Below are 22,637 nucleotides of genomic sequence, written 5' to 3' on the forward strand. Positions count from 1 at the left end.
TGGAGGAAACAAATGAAGCTAGGGGTAGAAGTATTTTTGGAAGATGGCTATAAAGCTTTTATCGGAAATCGTATAGGCTTGGTGACGAATATGACGGGTGTAAACCAAAAGCTCACACCGACTATTGAATTGTTTGTCGATCACCCTGGCATAAATCTTACAGCTTTATATGGTCCAGAGCATGGGATACGTGGAGATGCTAAAGAAGGAGAGGGAGTACAGTCTTCGATAGACCCTTACACAAATCTTCCGGTTTACAGTCTATATGGTGATTCAAGGAAGCCTACAAAAGAGATGTTAGAATCTGTTGATGTCATTGTTTTTGATCTGCAGGATATTGGTTCAAGATATTTCACGTACATTTATACAATGGCATATGTAATGGAAGCCTGTGGAGAGCAAGGAAAGCAGTTTGTTGTATTGGATCGACCAAATCCAATTTCTGGTGACCGAATAGAAGGAAACCTTGTGGAAGAGGATGTTCGCTCCTTTGTTGGTTTGTTACCTATTCCAAATAGACATGGGATGACTGTAGGAGAACTTGCACAGTTGTTTAAATATAAGTTTGGATATAATTGTGACTTAACAGTGGTTCCAATGGAGGGTTGGCTGCGATCCATGTACTTTGATGACACTCCTGTATTGTGGGTACCCCCTTCTCCAAATACTACTAATATTGATATGAATGTATTATATCCTGGAACCTGTTTAATAGAAGGAACTAACTTATCTGAAGGACGAGGCACGACAAGACCTTTTGAATGGATTGGTGCTCCTTATGTGGATGGGCAAAGGCTAGCAAAGGTATTTAATGAGAAAAAGATAGAAGGCGTTATCGCAAGGCCCATTTCTTTTAAACCAACTTATCAAAAGCATATGAATGTTATTTGCAGCGGAATTCAGCTACATATTGTCGATCGCCGCATATTAAATGCTTGGGAAACTGGTCTCTTGCTAATAGAGACAATCGCAGAAATGTATCCAAATGATTTCTCATTTATAGAAAATGGGCAGAAGAAGTATTTTTTTGACTTGTTGGCTGGATCTAAAAGTATAAGGGAACATATTTGGAATGGAACGACAACAGAATATATAGAGAATTGTCTATCTTTAATCGAAGGCTTTCAAAAAGAAAAGAAAATATACGACATATATAACTAGGATGATTAAAATGAATGATTTATCTAATTTGAATAAACTGTCAACCGAACAGAGAAATAGCCATTCCATAAACATTGATCATATGTCTACTAAAAGCATTTTAGCAATGATTAATGAAGAGGATAAACGTGTCGCTGAATGTGTACAGGATGAGATAGATGATATTGAAAGGGCTGCAGAGGCTGTATTCAACTCATTGAAATCTGGTGGAAGACTATTTTATGTTGGAGCGGGAACAAGTGGGAGACTAGGTATTTTAGATGCGGTCGAATGTCCACCCACCTTTGGGACACCGTCCAATTTAGTGCAGGCTGTTATGGCAGGTGGCCTTTCAGCTTTTGAAAAAGCGGTAGAGGGCGCCGAGGATAGTCCAGAGAAAGGTAAAGAAGATTTAAGAGAAAGAGCTTTGTCTAGTTATGATGTAGTGATAGGAATAGCAGCGAGTGGAAGAACGCCATATGTAATTGGGGCATTAGAATACGCTAATGAGGTTGGTGCACAAACAATCAGTTTAACTGCAAACAAAAATTCCTCCATCAGTGAACATGCTACTATTAAAATTGAAGTAGAGACTGGACCAGAGGTAATTACGGGGTCTACAAGGATGAAAGCAGCTACTGCACATAAGCTCATTTTAAATATGATCTCAACAACGGTTATGATTAAGCTAGGTAAGGTTTATGAAAACTTAATGGTAGATGTATCCGTCAGCAATGAAAAGCTAAAAGAGCGAGCGAAGGGTATTATTCAAACGATTACTAACCAGACATATCAAGAGGCAGAAGAATTTTTAAAACTTGCAAATAATGAGGTAAAACCTGCAATAGTAATGATGAAAGCTAATGTGAATTATGAAGAGGCAATAGATTATATTAAACAGGCAAACGGTTTTGTAAGAAAGGCTATTGAATTAGCGGATAGGAATTTATAAGAGGAGGAAAAAGGATGAATGAACATAAGAAGCTAATCTTGGACGACTTCAATAATGCCAATCTTAGTGACTATGAAACCAATCATTCCTTTGTCTCCTCCTATTATTTATCTTTAAACAAAGATTACGTCAAGCATGGAAAGTATAGCTTAGAGGTTAGCTTTAACTACGGAGGTTGGGTTAAAGGAAATGGAGCTATGTATATCAAGTTTAAAAAAAAGTTAGTGACACAGCAGATGCCAAAAAAGCTGGCAGTATGGGTCCATAGTGATGGAAAAACACCATGGCTACGAGCAACCATAATAGATGGAGATAATGAACGGAAGATAATTAACTTAACTAATCAAAATATAAGCTGGAATGGATGGAAATACTTAGATGTAGAGTTGGAGCAAAACTGGAAGCTTCCATTAAGGTTGGAGCAAATATATGCAGTTGAAACAAATTTGGTTAATCAAAAAGACTCCAGTATTAATGGAAAGTTCTATTTGGATCATATTACATTTGTATATGTAGATGATCAAGACTTAACGGGACCAATTTTTAGTGACATATTACCGCAAAAGGAGAAGATATATAGAAATTCCTTTGTCTTTTCTGCAGTAGTGAGCGATGACATGTCAGGTGTAGATTTCGATTCTTTAATCATGAAAATCAATAATAAATTGGTTGTTCCTTCTGTTCGAGCGAACAAAATATATTATCATGTAAAAGAGCTTCAAGAGGGAAATTGTAAAGTTAGCATCCAAGTAAAAGATTTGGCTGGTAATTGGTCGGTACCGCATCTAGAAAAAAATTATTTAATAGATTTAAGTGAAGATCATGAATGTCCCATTATATCTGATGTCACACCAAGTGATACCGCTGTAATTCATACAGCTACACCGCGAATTGGCTTTCGACTTTGTGATGAACATAGTGGGATTGAAAAGAACGATATAATTCTTACTATTAACAATGAAAAGCAAAAAGTGTTCTATGATGAAGAAAACGGCTGGGGATTTGCAATATCTAGTACTCATTTAATAGATGGTCCACATCACCTTTCTATTCATACAAAGGATCGAGCAGGAAATGAAATGGACCCATATCAGCAAAATTTTGTTGTTCACTCTATAAAAGGGCCAATAGACGAGGACAACTTTATAGTAGGCATAATTCCAGATACACATACGCTGGAGCATGGAAAAGCTGCTTTAGTACATTTATTGGAGGAAGCACCTGAGTTTATCATACATATGGGTGACTTTGTAGATCAAGGAACAGAAGAGGAATTTAAGTTAGCGAAGACATCTCTATTTTCGGATATGAAGAAGCACATACCCATATTAACGCTTGCTGGGAATCATGAAGCATTTCGAGGAAACTTAACGCTATATCAGAGCATTATGGGTTCACCATCCTATCATTTTACGTATGGGAAAGTACTGTTTATCCTTTTAAATAGTGCTTTAGGGCAAAGTCTCACGCTTTCAGACTCAACCCAGTTAACCTACCTGAAGGAAGTATTATCTACCCATGAGCAAAAGCATATTGTAGTACTTACTCATGTACCTACTAAGGACCATTTTGGAACTGCACATGAAATGGTATATGAAGATTCCGTTCAATTAGTAGAAATACTTACCGAACACAAAAAAGAATTACCTTCTAGAGACATTGTAGTATTATTTGGACATTTACATACGCAAGACCAATGGGAAGTTAGCGGAGTGAGATACATTATTACAGGCAATGCCTCACCAAAAAAATATGTAATGAAGCAGGAGAATAACATTGGTTACGGGCTACTCCATATACAATCTAACGGTATATATTATGAATACAAGCCTTTTAACTTAATACCTCCGGTGACCCAGTAAAAAGGAAGAGGTATAGTTAAAAAGCTATTTCAAGGAAGAAATGAGTGGATAAATTATGTCATCTGCCAACGGTGGACTAGTTATGCTAAATGAAATGGTGAATACATTGCCACCCTCTGAGAAGAAAATTGCAAGATATATATTAAATCATCCCCAAGAGGCAATTTCTTTAACTGCAGTTGAATTAGGGAAAAGAAGCTCTACTAGTGGGGCGGCAGTCATCAGGCTATGTAAGTCATTAGATTTAAAAGGCTTACAAGATCTGAAGCTCAGAATTGCAGGAGATTTACAAAAGACAACAGAGCATGGTTTTAGAGATATTGAACCGAACGAACCGATTATGTCGATAATAGATAAGATGACAAACAATAGTATTAAAACGATTCGAGAAACGGCAGAAATGCTAAATACCGAAGAATTAGAAAAAGCTATTGACCTACTTAGAGTGGCAAAGACAATCCATTTTGTTGGAGTAGGTGCTTCTAATATCATTGCACAAGATGCTCAACAAAAGTTTTTACGCATTAACAAGAACTCTTATGCCTTTCCAGATATGCATTTAGCAATGACACTCGTCGCTACTGCGGGAAAAGGGGATGTGGTGGTGGCAATTTCCTTTTCTGGAGAGACATCAGAAGTTGCAAGAGTTTTAGAGCTTGCTAAGGAAAAAGGTATCTCTATTATCAGTATTACGAAATATGGTAACTCCATTGTTTCTAAAATTGCAGACATTAAGCTATATACGTCTGCCACAAGAGAATCAACGTTTCGTAGTGGCGCTACCTCGTCTCGAATTGGACAGCTGCAAGTGGTGGATATTTTGTTTATGGGAGTTGCTTCTCTGCAATATGAAGAAACGGTAAAGTATTTAGATGCTACTCGAGATGCGGTCAATTTTCTATCAAAGGATTCAAAGAAATAATTTATTCATAAGCTGACTCTTCTATGAGTTGGCTTGTTTATTGTCAAAAGGGGTGTAGAGAATGTATGTATTAGGGATTGATGGCGGAGGAACGAAAACTACTGGAATCATTGCTACATCTAAAGGTGAAGTAGTAGCAAAAGCAACGGTTGGTGGAACTAATATTAATAGTACGGGCAAAATAGCTGTCCAATCAGAACTGCAAAAGCTTATAAGGGAACTAAAAGAATTGGCACCACAAAATTTCCTACTAGTAAAGCGTGTATTTGCTGGGATGGCAGGAGCGGGCAATATAACCAATCAAGACGCCTTAAAAGCCATACTACAACCTCTATTTTCCTCAGAGGTAAGTATTACTATAGACCATGATGCGATTACAGCACTTTATTCCGGGACAATAGGAAAACCAGGGGTAGTCCAAATTGCTGGAACTGGAGCAATCACATACGGTGTAAATGAAGCTTCCGATCGAGCGCGTGTAGGAGGATGGGGTCATCTGTTTGGAGATCAAGGTAGTGGATATGCCATTGGACGAGATGCATTAGAAGCTGCCTTTAAAGCGAGAGATGGTCTCATTGAACAAACAGTATTGTCTGACCTACTTATCCAGCATTTCAATAAAGAAGAATTACCGGATATTATTCCGATTATTTATCAGGCAGAAAATCCGAAAAAGCTGATATCCTCTCTCACGGTGCTTGTTATGAAGGCGGTAGAACGTAATGATTTAATGGCCAAGCATATCATCGATCAGAATGGAGCAGAGCTTGGAATGGCTATATCTGCTCTTGTAAAACAGCTATTCAGCCAAGGGAATGATGTTATACGAGTTGTTTTAGTAGGTGGACTTTTTAATAGATATGACGTTTTGAAAGAATCAATCGAAAGAACGATTAAAAATGAAGGTATTCATGTGGATATAATCTTCCCTAAAATATTTCCGGCAGGCGGGGCAGTAGTTGCTGCTCTTTTAGAAGAAAATATAGAAATAGATGAGTATTTTTTAGAAACATTTAATAGAACAAACTATGATAATTGAGGTGAAAGCATGCAGTTGATAGAATGGCAGTTAGATAGACTAGATGAATTGGTGAGTTTGTGGAATCAAGAGCTAGGAAAAGATTTTCCAATGCGAAAGGAGCTATTTGAGCAAAATAGTTTCCAGGATGAAAATATTTGCTATGATGCTTCGCGAATAGCTGTAAATGAGGAAGGTCAAATAATCGGGTTCGTAGTAGGTAAAAGGTGGCAGGAAGAAGTAGAGATACCGATGAAGGATAAAACAGGCTGGATTCAAGTAATCCTTGTTCATCATGAGTACCGTAACAAGGGAATCGGATCTAATCTATTAAGACATGCAGAGGAGGCTTTTCAATTAGCTGGAATGCAAGAAATATTATTAGGAAAAGACCCATGGCATTATTTCCCTGGTGTCCCGTTAGATAGCTATGATAATTGGTTTGAAACACGAGGCTATCATTCTTTTGGAAAAGAGTTCGATATGCTCTGTAAATATGAGGGAGAGGTAGCGAAAGAATTACCTGCCCTACCTAATGTTGAATTTTCGATATTAAAGCATGAGGAAAAGGAGGCGTTCCTTGCATTTTTACATCGATGCTTCCCAGGGAGGTGGGAATACGAGGCTCATCAATATTTCCAAAAGGGAGGGAATGGCAGAGAGTTTGCCGTTCTTAAAAAAGAAAATAAGATTATTGGATTTTCAAGGATAAACGATAATAGCTCACCTTTAATCGCTCAAAACGTGTATTGGGCACCTCTATTCAGCCAAGAATTAGGGGGGATAGGACCGTTGGGAGTCGATTCCGTAGAACGCGGTAATGGCTACGGTATAGCAATCGTACAAGCTGCTATAGCTTTTCTAAGAAATAGAGACATTAAACATATTGTCATTGATTGGACAGGGCTTGTCGATTTTTATCGTAAATTAGATTATGAGGTTTGGAAAGGCTATACCTCTTATAGAAAAGTGCTCTAATATGCTTTTATTATTAATTTCTTTATAGGGAGAGATGTATTTGGAAGAGCAAACGAGCTATGTAGTTGGTCTTATGTCCGGAACATCACTTGATGGAGTAGATGCAGCTCTCATTAAAATGATTGATACTAATGACAATTTACAAATAGATTTGGTAACGTATTTGTCACTCCCTTACTCAAGGGAACTAAAACAAAAGCTTAGAGAAATTTGCACTCCTGAAATAGCAAAAATAGCAGACATTAGTAGCATGAATATGTATTTAGCAGAAATCTTCTCTGAAGCTACCTTATCTATTATTCAACAAGCAAATTTAACGCCGCAAGATATTTTACTTGTAAGCTCCCATGGTCAAACTATCTTTCACCAGCCGGCTTCAATTAACATTGAAGGAAGAGATATTACATCCACTCTACAAATAGGAGACATAGCAGTAATTGCTGAACGTACCGGTATTACAACTGTTGGTGATTTTAGGACTCGAGACATGGCTGTAGGTGGAGGGGGAGCTCCGTTAGTCCCTTATGCTGATCATATGCTTTATACGAATAAGAGTCATGGGAGAGTGCTCGTTAATATAGGAGGAATTGCTAACATAACTGTCCTTCCGAAAGGAGCTACAGCATCGGAGGTTATTGCATACGATACCGGCCCGGGAAATATGATCATTGATGCATTTGTCAATTGGGCAACAAATGGGAAGCATGACTATGATCGCGAGGGAGCTATAGCAGCAAGCGGTAAGGTGAATGAAAAATGGCTAACTAAGCTACTTGCTTATCCGTTCTTCCATCAGAATTACCCAAAAAGCACCGGTAGAGAGATGTTTGGAACTCAATTTGCGAGAATACTGTGGGAGGAAGCTGAACATCTAGCTATTAGTCTGGAGGATCGGATTGCTACCATTACTGCATTAACTGCACGGACGATTGCTACAGAGATTTTAAAATTTATTGAATCTGCAGAGATAGAGGAAGTAATCGTTAGCGGCGGAGGGAGACATAATTTGACACTATTCAAAAGCCTGCAAGTTTATATGTCCGATCGTGTTTCTGTGGTTGGAATGGAAGCATATGAAATAAGCGCAGATGCTAAAGAGACGGTAATTTTCGCTTTATTAGGCTATCAATGCTTAAAGAAAAAAACAAATAACCTTCCTGCCGCTACCGGGGCTAAAAAAGCAGTTGTTATGGGCAAAATAGCTTGGGGAAATTTGATTGTGTAGGCTGATTGAGACAGCTAAAATATCAAAACTGCGTGTGTTAATGACGGATGATGACTTATCGCTCCCCCCGAGTAAACCGTCTGGCTAGTGCGAAAAATCAATTTTACTCTTTGATCTAATGTTTCTTTGCATCATAAGTCATCCCTACCCTTTAACAAAGCCAAATTATAAAATCAATTCATTTTATGAATAGTAAAGAACGGCAATTCCGATTTTATAGTTGACAACCTTATAAGGATTAAAGGATTATAAGTAATGAAGGTTATCTGATTAGGTAATAGTTTTGAAACCTTTACATAGCATATAGAAAAAAGTTTACTAGGAAAATAGGCGAGCTTACTTGTATATCAATAATGTTGAAAGTCTAGTCAGTTATGCTATAATATACAAGTTGTCAATATAATTAGTGAAAAACTGTCCTGTTAAGTTTCAAACTTTTAATATACAGGCTACTAAATTATTGTAATTTATTTATTGGAGGTAGAATAAATGTCAGTTAAATGGGAAAAACAAGAAGGAAATAATGGTCTTTTAACAGTTGAAGTTGCTGCTGATGTAGTAAACAAAGGTTTAGACCAAGCTTTTAAGAAAGTGGTTAAGCAAATTAATGCACCAGGTTTCCGTAAAGGGAAAATGCCACGTCCAATTTTCGAAAAAATGTACGGAGTTGAGTCTTTATACCAAGATGCATTAGATTTCATTCTTCCTGAAGCATATGCTTCAGCAATCGATGAAGCTGGAATCGATCCAGTAGATCGTCCAGAAATCGACATCGTAACTATGGAAAAAGGTCAACCTTTAGTGTTTACTGCTAATGTAGTAGTAAAACCAGAAGTAACTCTTGGCGATTACAAAGGTCTTGAAGTTACTAAGTTAGATCAAACAGTTACAGACGAAGAAATCGAAGAGCAACTTAAAGGGCATCAAGCTCGTTTAGCTGAATTAGTTGTAAAAGAAGATGCAATCGTTGAAGGCGACACTGCAGTAATCGACTTTGAAGGATTTGTAGACGGAGAAGCATTTGAAGGCGGAGCAGGACAAGATTATCCTTTAGAAATCGGTTCTAACTCTTTCATCCCAGGCTTTGAAGGTCAATTAGTTGGCGTTAAAGCTGGCGAATCAAAAGACGTAGAAGTTACATTCCCAGAAGAATATCATGCAGCAGAATTAGCTGGTAAAGCAGCAACTTTCAAAGTAACAGTTAAAGAAGTAAAAGGAAAAGAACTTCCTGAACTTAATGACGAGCTTGCTAAAGAAATCGATGCTGAGGTTGAAGGTCTTGAAGCTTTACGCACTAAGCTAAAAGAAGCAGCAACTGAAGAGAAAAAACAAATGTCTGAACAAAACCTTCGTGATGATTTAGTAGAAGCTGCAGCAGCAAACGCTACTATCGATATCCCAGAAGCTATGATCGAAACAGAAGTAGACCGCATGTTACAAGAATTTGGTCAACGTTTAGAGCAACAAGGTATGAACTTAGAACTTTACTTCCAGTTCTCTGGTCAAGACGAAGCTGCTTTACGTGAGCAAATGACAGAAGATGCTAAAAAACGTGTGAAAGTACAATTAACTATTGAAGCTATCTCAGAAAAAGAAGAGCTTCAATCTTCTGAAGAAGAGGTTAATGCTGAACTAGAAAAAATGAGTGCTCAATTCAATATGTCAGCTGATGATATTAAACGTGCACTTGGTGGTACGGAAGTTCTTGAAAAAGACCTTCGCTTCCAAAAAACTGTGGAATTCTTAGTAGAAAACGCTAAAATTTCATAATTACACATAACGCGTTATAATATAACAAGGTACAGCATCTGTCTGTGCCTTGTTTTATACATACATAACTTTTTTAGTATGGCGCTGTTGCTATCGTTGTCACTTGTATCTAGTCTGAATACTGCCTTGAGTAATGCAATCCGATGTTACAGCGTATATAGAATAAATCTTAAGCAAACTTATTATTTGATTCTGGACAAAGAATCTTGTAAGATAATGGCTTGAATAGGGGTGAATATTTTGTTCAAATTCAATGATGAAAAAGGGAACTTAAAATGTTCTTTTTGTGGCAAGCCACAAGAACAAGTTCGTAAACTTGTTGCAGGACCTGGAGTTTACATTTGTGATGAATGTATAGATCTATGTTCTGAAATAGTGGAAGAGGAACTTGGCACAGAAGAAGAAGTAGAGTTCAAAGAAGTTCCAAAACCAAAAGAAATTTTAGCTATTCTTGATGAATACGTAATTGGCCAAGAGCGAGCAAAAAAATCACTTGCAGTAGCTGTTTATAACCATTACAAACGTATTAATTCCAATAGCGTAATTGATGAAGTTGAATTATCTAAATCAAACATAGTTTTAATCGGACCAACAGGGAGCGGTAAAACTTTACTAGCTCAAACTTTAGCTAGAATTCTGAATGTTCCTTTTGCTATTGCAGATGCGACTTCATTAACAGAAGCTGGGTATGTTGGAGAAGATGTTGAGAATATCCTGTTAAAGCTTATTCAGTCAGCAGACTATGATATTGAAAGAGCAGAAAAAGGTATTATATATATAGATGAAATAGATAAAGTAGCTCGAAAATCTGAAAATCCTTCTATTACTAGAGATGTTTCAGGTGAAGGGGTACAACAAGCACTTCTAAAAATATTAGAAGGAACTGTTGCAAGCGTTCCACCACAAGGCGGACGTAAGCATCCTCATCAAGAATTCATTCAAATTGATACAACCAACATATTGTTTATCGTTGGAGGAGCATTTGATGGAATCGAACAAATTATTAAACGCCGTTTAGGTGAAAAAGTAATTGGTTTCGGTGCGGATCCAAATAAAGCAATAGTAGATGTAAAATCAGTATTATCCCAATTAATTCCTGAGGATTTACTAAAGTTTGGTTTAATCCCAGAATTTATAGGTCGTCTTCCAGTATTGGCTAGCTTAGAGCAATTGGATAACAATGCATTAGTGCAGATTCTTACTGAGCCTAAGAATGCACTAGTGAAGCAATACCAAAAAATGATTGAGTTGGATAATGTTAAGTTAACATTTGAAGATGAAGCTTTAGTGGAGATTGCGAAAGAAGCTATTGAGCGTAAGACTGGTGCTCGTGGATTACGTTCTATCATTGAAAATACAATGTTAGACGTTATGTATGAATTACCATCTCGTGACGATATTGTGGAATGTGTGATTACGAAAGAAACAATTACACAACACTCTCGTCCTAAGCTTTTATTGGAAGATGGGTCTGAACTTAAAGAAATAGACAACGAAAAAACATCGGCTTAATAGCCATTGAAAAAGCTGGCTTCCAAACTACGTGCACAGGCGCGAGCAAGGATGTCAGCTATTTCTCTTTATAGAGTGAAATCTACCTCTTTTTATCCAGAGGATTTACTGTATTATTAGGATATATAAAGGATACAATATGATGGAGGTGACTTCCAAGATGGCAGAAAAGACGTATTACCCGGTATTACCCCTTCGTGGATTATTTATATTTCCTACCATGGTGCTTCATATAGATATAGGTCGCGAGCGCTCCATCGCCGCTTTGAATACAGCAATGGAACGTGAGGAAAAACTATTTCTTTCTGCTCAGAGGGATTTAGGTATTGAACAGCCAGTGCAAGAGGATATTTATGATGTGGGAATAATTGCACACATAAAACAAGTGGTTAAATTACCTAACGGAACGATGAGAGTTTTAGTGGAAGGTTTACAGCGTGCCATTTGGGATGAATATAAAGTGACGGATACAATTGATGAAGTTACTGTATCGGCTTATATTGAGCCTAAAAACGCTGATCAAGAAGATCAAGCTTTAATGCGTACTCTATTACATAATTTCGAAAAGTATTCTAAAGCTTCGAAGCACGTATCGGAGGAAACATATCGTTCAGTAGCTGATATTGAAGAACCAGGTAGATTAGCTGATATGATCGCAGCAGCTCTGCCGTTAAAGATTTCAGGCAAACAAGAGATTTTGGAAATTATGGATGTTAAAGAGCGCATGGAAACTTTAATCGTGCAGCTTTATAATGAACAAGAAATTTTGAATCTTGAGAAAAAAATCAACAATCGAGTTAAAAATGCGATGGAAAGAACACAAAAAGAGTTCTACCTCCGTGAGCAAATGAAGGCGATTCAAACAGAGCTTGGTGATAAAGAAGGTAAGACTGGCGAGGTTGCCGAGTTAAAAAAACGAATTGAAAAAGCAGGTTTACCTGAGTCTACTAAAAAGAATGTACTGAAGGAATTAGACCGTTATGAAAAGCTGCCAACTCAAGCTCCAGAAAGTGGAGTAATTCGTAACTATATTGAATGGATTGTCTCTATTCCATGGTCCAATTCTACAGAAGACCAGTTAGATATTAAACGCTCAGAGCAAATTCTAGATCGCGATCATGATGGATTAGAAACTGTTAAAGAACGTGTACTAGAATATTTAGCAGTTCGTCAATTGACTAAATCACTAAGAGGACCAATTCTTTGTCTGTCTGGGCCACCAGGAGTGGGGAAAACCTCATTAGCCAAATCTATTGCAGAGTCACTTGGTAGAAAATTCGTTCGTATCTCTCTTGGAGGGGTAAGAGATGAATCAGAAATCCGTGGACATAGAAGAACCTATGTAGGCTCTATGCCTGGTCGAATTATTCAAGGGATGAAAAAGGCAGGAACGATCAATCCGTTAATTCTCTTGGATGAAATTGACAAGATGTCCAATGATTTCCGTGGAGATCCTGCAGCAGCAATGCTAGAAGTGCTAGACCCAGAGCAAAATAACTCCTTTAGTGATCACTACATTGAGGAGACCTATGATTTATCCAATGTATTGTTTATTGCTACTGCTAATGATTTAAGCACAATTCCAGGTCCATTAAGAGACCGTATGGAAATTATATCAATTGCGGGATATACAGAAATTGAAAAGCTGTCTATTGCTAAAAATCACTTGCTACCAAAGCAGCTTAAAGAGCATGGATTAAAGAAAACTCAGCTTCAAGTAAAGGACGATGCACTTATAGATGTCATTCGTTATTATACTCGTGAGGCGGGTGTTCGTAGCTTAGAGAGAGTATTAGCTAATATTTGCCGTAAAGCAGCTCTGCTCATTGTTTCAGGTGATAAAAAACGAGTTACTATTTCCACAAAGAATTTGGAAGATACTATTGGTAAGCGAAAATTCCGTTATGGACAAGCTGAATCGGAAAATCAAGTAGGCGTAGCAACTGGTCTTGCTTATACAACAGTTGGTGGGGATACACTTCAAATAGAGGTCTCCTTATCAGCCGGATCAGGTAAATTACAGCTTACAGGTAAACTTGGAGATGTTATGAAGGAATCCGCTCAAACGGCCTTATCTTATGTTCGCTCTAAGGCAGCTGATTTCGGAATTGATCCTACCTTCCATGAAAATAAGGATATTCATATTCACGTACCAGAAGGTGCTGTTCCAAAGGATGGCCCATCTGCAGGTATAACGATTGTGACGGCACTTGTTTCTGCACTATCTAAACGACCAATTTTACGTGAGGTCGGGATGACGGGTGAGGTTACATTAAGAGGTCGAGTGTTGCCAATCGGTGGTTTAAAAGAAAAAACATTAAGTGCTCATCGCGCTGGCTTGACGACAATTATTTGTCCGAAAGACAACGAGCGTGATATTGAAGATATTCCAGAAAGTGTTCGCGAAGTATTAACATTCCATTTTGTTTCCGATGCTGAAGAGGTGCTTCAACTTGCATTAGAGGAGGCAAAATAAATGAAAATTCATAACGTCGAACTATTAATAAGTGCCGTAAGACCAGCGCAATATCCAGAAGGTGACTTACCGGAATTTGCGCTTGCTGGGCGCTCCAATGTTGGAAAATCTTCGTTCATCAATAAGATGATTGGAAGAAAAAGCATGGCTCGTATTTCTTCCAAGCCAGGTAAGACACAAACACTGAACTTTTATAAGCTAGAAGAAGATCTGCTATTTGTCGATGTACCTGGATACGGATATGCAAAGGTATCAAAATCGGAACGTGCCGCGTGGGGTAAAATGATCGAAACTTATTTTACCTCTCGTGAGGTTCTAAAAGGCGTGCTATTAATAGTGGATTTAAGACATCCACCTACTAAAGATGACTGTATGATGTATGATTTCTTGAAGCATTACAACATTCCATGTATCGTAATCGCTACAAAAGCGGACAAAATTCCTAAAGGAAAATGGGACAAACATAAGAAGATTGTAAAAGACGAACTTCAAATGGATAAAAGCGATCCACTAATTGTTTTCTCTTCCGAAACTGGGCTAGGATTCGATGCAGCCTGGAAGGAAATCGAAACTAGAATGTAGTATTTTCATATACACTTTTTTTGCCTTAAATTAAGTCGTTAATAAGTCTAGATAAGATTAAAAAAGATTAATTGGGGAATACCATCCTTAGTTAATCTTTTTTTGTGCAAATAGTTAATCTAATAAAGCACCAATTACCAGCAAGCGTCGTTTAGATGAGCGGAAGGCATTCGCCGAGAGCTTAAACAAAAGGGTTGATTTGTAATACAAAGAAATTTTAAATCAGAGAGTAGAATTGATTTCCGCCCCAGCCGGACGCTTTCCTCGGGGTGAGCGATAAGCCCTCACCCATCGCTTACGCGCGTGGTTGTGAGGTCTTATCTGTCTCACTCATCCCGTAGGAGTCGCCGTCTGGTGCTCCAATCAATAAATGGAGCAGCTTTAGCATCCATAAAGCGCTAACAAATTTACTCCCAGAAACATAGCAAAAAATGTCACCAATTTCAATTTCATCATCTATATATGTTCTTAATAGCTATTGTTTATGTCTACAGTCACTATAAAAATGAATAGTTAGCAAAATCAACCAATAACTTTAACAAAGCTAAAAGTATTAAAAAGTATTAATTATCGTGATTTAAATAAAAATAGGAATTATGATAATGGTCAAAAATTAAATTTGAATAGTTAATCTTTTATAAACTTGGACAGAATGTTTGTATATGCGAATAGTTTTTGCTATTATTAATTTATAATAATTCTAAATAAGATTTCATAGCTTGTTCACAAATGTCGAATTCTCTACTTGTGAACCTATGCTATAATAGGTCTTATGAAATGAACGTGAAAGGGTGACATGACTCCATGCACACACTAGTGGTAGGTGTCAATTATCGTACTGCACCTGTTGAGATTCGTGAAAAGCTTTCTTTTGTTGAAGCTGAGCTTCCAAATGCGATGCAGGCGTTACAAGAACAGAAAAGTATTTTAGAAAACGTTATTGTGTCTACATGTAACCGTACTGAAATTTACGCTACTGTAGATCAATTGCATACAGGAAGATACTATGTTAAACAATTTCTAGCAAATTGGTTCGATATCCCAATGGAGAACCTTTCTAGATATTTATTTATTCATGAAGATAATGAAGCAAATAATCACTTATTCCGTGTTACTGCTGGAGTCGACTCCATGGTTCTAGGCGAGACTCAAATTTTGGGACAAGTGAAGAAGAGCTTTTTAAATGGGCAAGAAAATGGGACAACTGGCACGATATTTAACCAATTATTTAAACAAGCAGTGACGTTTGCGAAACGTGCTCATGCGGAGACATCTATTGGTGAAAATGCAGTATCTGTTTCTTATGCGGCAGTTGAGTTAGGTAAAAAAATATTTGGTTCGTTAAATCATAAGCACGTGGTCATTTTAGGTGCCGGAAAAATGGGCGAGTTAGCTATCCAAAACCTACATGGTAGCGGGGCTGAAAAGGTAACAGTTATAAATCGTACGTATGAGAAAGCAAAGGAGCTTGCTTCTAAATTTGCTGGAAATGCTAAACCGATGGACGAACTTCAATGTGCTCTATTAGAGGCGGATATTCTTATCAGCTCTACAGGTGCTACTGAATATGTAATTGACCTGGAACTAATGCAATTCGTAGACCGTTTACGTAAAGGGAAGCCTTTATTCATGGTAGACATTGCTGTACCGCGAGACTTAGATCCACGTATCGGTGATTTACCAAACGTGTTCTTATATGATATTGATGATCTTCAAGGAATTGTAGAAGCGAATCTTGCAGAAAGAGAACGTGCTGCAGTCCAAATCAATAAAATGATTGAGACAGAAATTGATCAGTTTAATGAATGGGTAGCTACGCTTGGAGTAGTGCCAATCATATCTGCTTTACGTCAGAAAGCTAACAGAATTCAAATGGAAACAATGAGTTCTATTGAAAACAAGATGCCGAACTTATCTGATCGTGAACGAAAAATATTAAATAAACATACGAAATCAATTGTTAATCAGCTTTTAAAAGAGCCAATACTACAAGCTAAAGAGCTTTCTACTTCTAAAAATCCAGGTGAACAGCTTCAATTATTCCAACAGATCTTTGGTATTGAGGATGATGTAAAGAAGGAAGTAGAAAGCCAAGCTGAAAAAGCAAAAATTAATTTGAAGCAAGCGTTAATGCATCAAGATTTAAAAGAGAACTTAACGTTCAATTAATCTAAAGGAGGTGTTTTTGTATCTTTATGGAAACTAGAGAGATATAAAAATGCCTTTTTTGTTGTACAAAGGGAGAAATTTATATGGCTGATTTGACGATGACACGGCTCCACGAGATTATGGTCGTCCTTCAATCCGTTAGCCTTGTCTTCTATTTTATAGATTATCTTAATAAGGATCGGCAAGTTCATCGCTTGGCGGTAGGGCTTCTTTCCATCGTCTGGCTACTTCAAACGGTGTTTTTGGTGTTGTATATGGTTGAAATGAAGCGCTTTCCAATTTTATCGTTGTTTGAAGGGATTTACTTTTATGCATGGCTCATCATTTTGCTTTCCTTAGTCATGCAGCTAGTATTCAAATCAGATTTGCCTGGATTCTTTCTAAATATTATTGGTTTCATATTTATGACTATCCATACATTTGCCCCGAGTCAATTGGAGCAATCTCCAGTGGGTGATGCACTCCGATCGGAGTTATTATTCATTCATATTACATTTGCATTTTTAGCATACGCAGCATTTGCTTTATCGTTTGTTTTTTCTATTCTTTATTTGATATTGTATAGAGTGTTGAAGAAGAAAAAGTGGACAAAGCAATTTAGTAGATTACCTTCGCTACAGCATGCGGAAACAGGAATGACTCTGTCTATTATTACTGGAATACCTTTATTGTTTGTAAGTCTCGTTCTTGGGTTACAATGGGCTTATATATCTTTAAATGAGTTTTCTATATTTGATTTTAAGATTGTTAATTCCTTTATTCTATTAGTTCTATATATTGTCGTTCTTTTAATAAGAAAGGGTGTACGATATAAAGGAACGAATTATGCGTGGATTCACGTATATGCATTTTTATTTGTTATAATAAATTTTTTACTAGGTAGTCAATTATCACAATTCCATTTTTGGTATTAAGAAAGGTAGCGTGTTTATGCGTAAAATTATTGTAGGTTCAAGAAGAAGTAAATTAGCTCTAACACAAACGAAATGGTTTATTCAACAAATGAAAGATATGGGCGCACCATTTGAGTTTGAAATAAAAGAGATTGTTACAAAAGGTGATCAAATCTTAAATGTAACACTTTCCAAAGTTGGAGGGAAAGGTCTATTCGTTAAGGAAATTGAGCAAGCGTTATTTGACAAGGAAATAGATTTTGCCGTACATAGCATGAAGGATATGCCATCAGTCTTGCCTCCTGGCTTAGTAATGGGATGTACTCCTAAGCGTATCGATGAACGTGATGCTTTCATTTCTACAGGACATGTGAAGCTAATGGATTTACCTAAGGGAGCTATTGTAGGGACAAGTAGTCTACGCAGAAGCGCTCAATTACTATTATTACGTCCAGATATCGAGATTAAGTGGATACGAGGCAACGTGGATACAAGGCTGCAAAAGCTTCAAGATGGAGAATATGACGCTATAATCTTAGCAGCAGCTGGACTTAAACGACTTGGCTGGAGTGATGAAGTAGTAACAGAGTATATCTCCGTTGAGGATTGTGTTCCAGCGGTAGGGCAAGGGGCATTGGGAGTTGAATGTCGTGAAGATGACAAGGAGCTTCTAAATGAGCTTCAAAAACTTTCAGACAAAGAAACTTGGGATACCGTTCTTGCTGAACGTACATTTTTGGCTGCTATGGATGGCGGGTGTCAGGTTCCGATTGCAGGGCATGCTGTTATGAATGGCAATGAGATTACGTTCACTGGACTTATTGCAGCACCAGATGCATCTGTTGTGTACAAAGAAGTAGTATCTGGAACAAACCCAGTAACAGTAGGGAAAGAAGCGGCACGAATTTTAACGGAACAAGGAGCTTTCGATTTAATCCAAAAGGTTAAGGCTGATTTAAATGTTTAAAAATTCACCTCTACAAAATGAGCATATCATTTTTACAGGGGTGAATAGATCAGATGAGGCAGCAAATCTTACAGCTAGTTTAGGAGGGGTTCCCTATGTGGCACCCTTCATAGCTACTAAGGAGATTGTGGAGCCCGAAGACAAAGATAAACTCTTAAACAGTAAAATTTACCAATGGTTTATATTTACGAGTCAGGCAAGTGTAGCTGCCTTTCATCAAAAGATGCTTACCTATCATTTAGGTGTAGAAGCTTTTCAGGTTAAAATGGCCGCTGTCGGTTCAAAAACGGCGTCAGCTCTCGAGAAAATTGGATTTACAATAGATTTTATGCCGACTACCTTTAGTGCAGATGTTTTTATTAAAGAATTTCCACGGGTAGCAGCACCGGAAGATACATGTTTGTATTTCCGAGGGAATCTTGCAAAAAATACAATTACAGAGGGTCTGGTCAATTCAGTTGATGAATGGACAGTCTATGAGACCGTGATGCTAGAAGATAATGTAGAGATGGTGAAGGAGCTTTTAACTAGTGGGAAAAGCTGCTCGGTAGTGTTCACAAGTCCTTCTTCGGTGAATGCCTTTCATCAAACGATTGGCAAGGATTTAGGCTATAATAGCTTTACCGTATGTGCTATTGGTCATATAACGAAAAACCATTTAAAATCATTAGGTGTTACCGTGCAGGTAATGCCTAAAACCTATACTTTAACAGAGGTAGTAAATGCGCTAGCTCAATGGAAGGGATGAATGTAATGACAGACTTATATTTTCAACGTCACCGCCGTTTAAGACAATCGGCTGGTATTAGAGCAATGGTAAAAGAAACTTACTTACATAAAGAGGATTTAATCTATCCGATTTTCGTTATGGATGGAGAGAATATTAAAAATCCCGTTAACTCCATGCCGGGAGTTTTCCAATTTTCATTAGATCGTTTAGGTGAAGAAGTAGATGAGGTCGTTTCTTTAGGAATCCCATCCGTTATTTTATTTGGTTTACCTGCAACAAAGGATGCGGAGGGAACTCAAGCGTATCATGATCATGGAATAGTGCAAAAGGCAATTCGCTTTATCAAGGAGCGTCATCCAAACTTAGTTGTTATAGCTGATACTTGCCTATGTGAATTTACGGATCACGGTCACTGTGGAGTAGTAGATGAGCATGAAAGAATACTGAATGACCCATCATTAGACTTGTTAGCAAAGACAGCGGTGAGTCAGGCTCAAGCTGGAGCAGATATTATTGCACCTTCTAACATGATGGATGGATTTGTAACTGCTATTCGTCAAGGATTAGATAGAGCTGGTTTTCACGATGTACCAATTATGTCGTATGCAGTTAAATACGCATCCGCTTATTATGGTCCATTCCGTGAAGCGGCAGATGGAGCTCCTAAATTTGGAGACCGTAAAACCTATCAAATGGATTATTCTAACCGAATGGAAGCTATGCGCGAAGCCACTTCTGATATCGAAGAGGGAGCAGATTTCTTAATCGTAAAACCTGCATTAGCGTATTTGGATATTATTCGTGATGTTAGAAATAGCTTCGACGCCCCTATTGTGGCATATAACGTAAGCGGAGAATATGCAATGGTGAAGGCTGCTGCCATCAATGGCTGGATAAACGAAAAAGAAACAGTTTTAGAAACGTTAACAGGAATGAAACGTGCTGGAGCAGATATCATCTTAACGTATCATGCTAAAGATGTAGCACGTTGGTTGGAGGAGAAATAATGTCTAAATCATACAAGTTATCTAAAGAAGCATTTGCAGAAGCAAAGGACTTAATGCCAGGTGGCGTAAATAGTCCGGTTCGTGCGTTTAAATCGGTCGACATGGATCCGATTTTCATGGAAAGTGGAAAAGGCGCTATCTTGAAAGATATTGATGGTAATGAATACATTGATTACGTACTTTCTTGGGGACCACTTATTTTAGGTCATACGGAGCCTAATGTCGTGAAGGCAATTCAAGATGTAGCTGCAACTGGGACTAGCTTTGGAGCATCTACGTTAGTTGAAAACAAACTTGCAAAATTAGTTATGGAGCGAGTGCCATCTATTGAGATGGTCCGTATGGTTTCCTCTGGTACAGAGGCTACTATGAGTGCTTTGCGATTAGCTCGTGGTTACACTGGCCGCAACAAGATCTTAAAATTTGAAGGGTGCTACCATGGACATGGAGACAGCCTGCTTATTAAAGCCGGTTCTGGTGTTGCTACACTAGGTCTGCCAGATAGCCCAGGTGTTCCTGAGTCGATTGCTAAAAATACGATTACGGCACCTTATAATGACATTGAGAGTGTTCGCTACGTGTTTGAAAACTTTGGTGACGATTTAGCAGCAGTTATTGTGGAGCCAGTGGCAGGTAATATGGGAGTTGTACCTCCAATTGAAGGATTCCTCGAAGCATTGCGTGAATTAACAGAGAAAAATGGAACAGTTTTAATCTTTGACGAAGTAATGACTGGTTTCCGTGTAGATTATAACTGTGCACAAGGACATTTTGGTATTACTCCAGATTTGACTTGTCTAGGTAAAGTAATCGGAGGTGGCCTACCAGTAGGAGCTTTCGGTGGGAAACGCGAAATCATGGAAATGATTGCACCAGCAGGATCTGTATATCAAGCAGGTACCCTATCAGGGAATCCTCTGGCGATGACAGCAGGCTATGAGACATTATCACGCTTGAACGAGGATACGTATAAGTATTTCGTAAAGCTTGGTGACATGCTTGAAAAAGGATTCAAAGAAGCTGCAAGCAAATACAACATTCCTCATACAGTAAATCGTGCTGGTTCTATGATTGGCTTCTTCTTCACTAATGAAAATGTAGTGAATTATGACGTAGCTAGAACAGCAGACTTAGACTTATTCGCAAAATACTATCGTCTAATGGCTGAGGAAGGAATCTATTTACCACCTTCTCAATTTGAAGGAATGTTCCTTTCCACTGCGCACACCGAGGAGCATATCGAAAAAACAATTCAAGCCTTCCATACAGTGTTTGAAAAGTTAGCTCGATAATAAATATTGAACAGACAAACGTTCTAAGCAATTAGACTGGCTTGTCTGTTTTTTTTGTATTCTGTTTTATATTTACAAATAGCTGTAAGTACAGGCGAAACTCCCCGAGAAAACAGAAAGAAAGCGAAGGCTGGGGTAAAACTTTTGAAAAGCTGGCATATTCGTAAGGTATTTTTCATATTTTCTTACGTTGAAACATAATTTGTCCTATATGAAGGAGGATGAAAAATGGAAGTTAAAAGTTGGGAAGTTAAGGAACAGTTCTGTTTTCCGCAAAGCTTTGGAGTGCCTAAGGAAGTAAAGACAATCAATGTAACCCCTCAGTATTTTCATGAGGAAATGGACAACATGGTGCATATCAATGGTATTTATCATATTACTTGTCACGTGGAGTTTGAGGAAGGTGAAGTGGAGCATCACGCAACAAGTGAATTTACGGAAATCGAAGACCTAGATTTAAACGGTGAGCTTGGTTATTTTGAATATGCGGTACCGATGAGTGTAGAGATTAGTAAAGATAGAATACAAGCCGAAACGTTACCAACAGTAAGTATAGAAACTATAAATTGCAAGGCAGAGTCAGATGGTATTGAAATCGTATGGCTAGTCAATTGTGAATATGAAACGCATCGTCCTAAAACGGAGGAAGTAGTAGCAGAGGTAAGACAAGAAATGATTGAAGAAGTAGAAGAAACCCTAGTATTAGAGTCTAGTAGCCATAGAGAGGCCGTTGTAAGTAATGAACAGCAGTCCCCACGTACGGTACAGGAACCAGTTCAGGAGCAGACTAATGTGACGATTAAAAATAGAGAAGTGGAAAGCCCGGCTGAGGATGATTCTGAGCTACAGTTTATATTTAATTTGGAGGATGGGTATACCAAGCTTTCCTTTCCATCAAATAATGTCCTTAAATAATAGAAAACCAAGAAATGCTAGAAATACTAGCAAGAGAAAATCCCATGTTGTTGGAACAATTAAAACACGAACAAGTTGAAAGCAACCGATTGGTATAATGATTCCTTTCACGTAAAAACGAGTTCTTCTTAACCAGTCGGGCAGTAAATAGGGGTTGTATCCTCTTTTCATAGTGTTTTCCTCCTTTCACAAGACTATGCTTGACGGCATATAATAATATCCTATAC

At 37.9% G+C, this 22,637-nt stretch carries 19 protein-coding genes; 18 read left to right on the forward strand and 1 reads right to left on the reverse strand.

Translation table 11 applies throughout. The features are described from left to right. The first annotated feature begins 12 nt into the window (after positions 1–12). From HF876_RS09645 to HF876_RS09730, 18 genes are all read left to right on the forward strand, one after another. Positions 13–1,161: an exo-beta-N-acetylmuramidase NamZ family protein gene (locus HF876_RS09645; RefSeq protein ID WP_169359857.1), complete on the forward strand. Its 1,149-nt coding sequence runs from the start codon at positions 13–15 to the stop codon at positions 1,159–1,161. A gap of 10 nt (positions 1,162–1,171) precedes the next feature. Next, positions 1,172–2,092, forward strand: a complete 921-nt coding sequence (murQ, locus tag HF876_RS09650) for an N-acetylmuramic acid 6-phosphate etherase (RefSeq protein WP_169359858.1) — start codon at positions 1,172–1,174, stop codon at positions 2,090–2,092. A 14-nt stretch (positions 2,093–2,106) separates the two neighbouring features. After that, the gene (locus tag HF876_RS09655) at positions 2,107–3,954 is read left to right on the forward strand and encodes a metallophosphoesterase family protein (protein WP_169359859.1); all 1,848 of its coding nucleotides are present in this window, start codon (positions 2,107–2,109) and stop codon (positions 3,952–3,954) included. A 55-nt stretch (positions 3,955–4,009) separates the two neighbouring features. Next, positions 4,010–4,876 carry a MurR/RpiR family transcriptional regulator gene (locus HF876_RS09660; RefSeq protein ID WP_240949722.1) on the forward strand — a complete coding sequence of 289 codons (867 nt, stop codon included), beginning with the start codon at positions 4,010–4,012 and terminating at the stop codon, positions 4,874–4,876. Between the two features lie 61 nt (positions 4,877–4,937). Next, a complete protein-coding gene (locus tag HF876_RS09665) occupies positions 4,938–5,915 on the forward strand; it encodes an N-acetylglucosamine kinase (protein WP_169359860.1) in 978 nt (325 codons plus the stop codon). A 9-nt stretch (positions 5,916–5,924) separates the two neighbouring features. Then, positions 5,925–6,872 (forward strand): GNAT family N-acetyltransferase, encoded by a 948-nt coding sequence (locus HF876_RS09670; RefSeq protein ID WP_169359861.1) that lies wholly within the window; start codon positions 5,925–5,927, stop codon positions 6,870–6,872. Between the two features lie 40 nt (positions 6,873–6,912). Further along, positions 6,913–8,097 (forward strand): anhydro-N-acetylmuramic acid kinase, encoded by a 1,185-nt coding sequence (locus HF876_RS09675; RefSeq protein WP_240949723.1) that lies wholly within the window; start codon positions 6,913–6,915, stop codon positions 8,095–8,097. A 489-nt stretch (positions 8,098–8,586) separates the two neighbouring features. Continuing rightward, complete coding sequence (tig, locus tag HF876_RS09680) at positions 8,587–9,867, forward strand: trigger factor (protein WP_169359863.1); 1,281 nt, start codon at positions 8,587–8,589, stop codon at positions 9,865–9,867. A gap of 240 nt (positions 9,868–10,107) precedes the next feature. After that, complete coding sequence (gene clpX, locus HF876_RS09685) at positions 10,108–11,379, forward strand: ATP-dependent protease ATP-binding subunit ClpX (protein ID WP_169359864.1); 1,272 nt, start codon at positions 10,108–10,110, stop codon at positions 11,377–11,379. Between the two features lie 160 nt (positions 11,380–11,539). Beyond that, entirely contained in the window at positions 11,540–13,855 is a 2,316-nt protein-coding gene (gene lon, locus HF876_RS09690) for an endopeptidase La (protein WP_169359865.1), read from the forward strand. Next, entirely contained in the window at positions 13,856–14,437 is a 582-nt protein-coding gene (yihA, locus tag HF876_RS09695; RefSeq protein WP_169359866.1) for a ribosome biogenesis GTP-binding protein YihA/YsxC, read from the forward strand. It abuts the gene before it with no gap. An 804-nt stretch (positions 14,438–15,241) separates the two neighbouring features. Beyond that, complete coding sequence (gene hemA, locus HF876_RS09700) at positions 15,242–16,606, forward strand: glutamyl-tRNA reductase (protein ID WP_169359867.1); 1,365 nt, start codon at positions 15,242–15,244, stop codon at positions 16,604–16,606. Between the two features lie 83 nt (positions 16,607–16,689). Next, a complete protein-coding gene (ccsA, locus tag HF876_RS09705; RefSeq protein WP_169359868.1) occupies positions 16,690–17,520 on the forward strand; it encodes a cytochrome c biogenesis protein CcsA in 831 nt (276 codons plus the stop codon). 16 nt (positions 17,521–17,536) lie between these two features. Further along, a complete protein-coding gene (gene hemC, locus HF876_RS09710) occupies positions 17,537–18,466 on the forward strand; it encodes a hydroxymethylbilane synthase (protein ID WP_169359869.1) in 930 nt (309 codons plus the stop codon). Continuing rightward, entirely contained in the window at positions 18,459–19,214 is a 756-nt protein-coding gene (locus HF876_RS09715; protein WP_169359870.1) for a uroporphyrinogen-III synthase, read from the forward strand. Before hemC ends, HF876_RS09715 begins: the two co-directional genes overlap by 8 nt. Before the next feature lie 5 nt (positions 19,215–19,219). Then, positions 19,220–20,203: a porphobilinogen synthase gene (gene hemB / locus HF876_RS09720; RefSeq protein ID WP_169359871.1), complete on the forward strand. Its 984-nt coding sequence runs from the start codon at positions 19,220–19,222 to the stop codon at positions 20,201–20,203. Further along, positions 20,203–21,495 (forward strand): glutamate-1-semialdehyde 2,1-aminomutase, encoded by a 1,293-nt coding sequence (hemL, locus tag HF876_RS09725; protein ID WP_169359872.1) that lies wholly within the window; start codon positions 20,203–20,205, stop codon positions 21,493–21,495. The genes hemB and hemL overlap by 1 nt, the downstream gene beginning before the upstream one ends. A 228-nt stretch (positions 21,496–21,723) precedes the next feature. Next, the gene (locus HF876_RS09730; RefSeq protein ID WP_169359873.1) at positions 21,724–22,410 is read left to right on the forward strand and encodes a hypothetical protein; all 687 of its coding nucleotides are present in this window, start codon (positions 21,724–21,726) and stop codon (positions 22,408–22,410) included. Here HF876_RS09730 and HF876_RS09735 read toward each other — a convergent pair. Continuing rightward, positions 22,390–22,581 (reverse strand): hypothetical protein, encoded by a 192-nt coding sequence (locus HF876_RS09735; RefSeq protein ID WP_169359874.1) that lies wholly within the window; start codon positions 22,579–22,581, stop codon positions 22,390–22,392. The genes HF876_RS09730 and HF876_RS09735 overlap by 21 nt on opposite strands. Between the last annotated feature and the right edge of the window lie 56 nt (positions 22,582–22,637).

The organism is Psychrobacillus sp. BL-248-WT-3, assembly GCF_012843435.1.
Classification (GTDB): Bacteria; Bacillota; Bacilli; order Bacillales_A; family Planococcaceae; genus Psychrobacillus.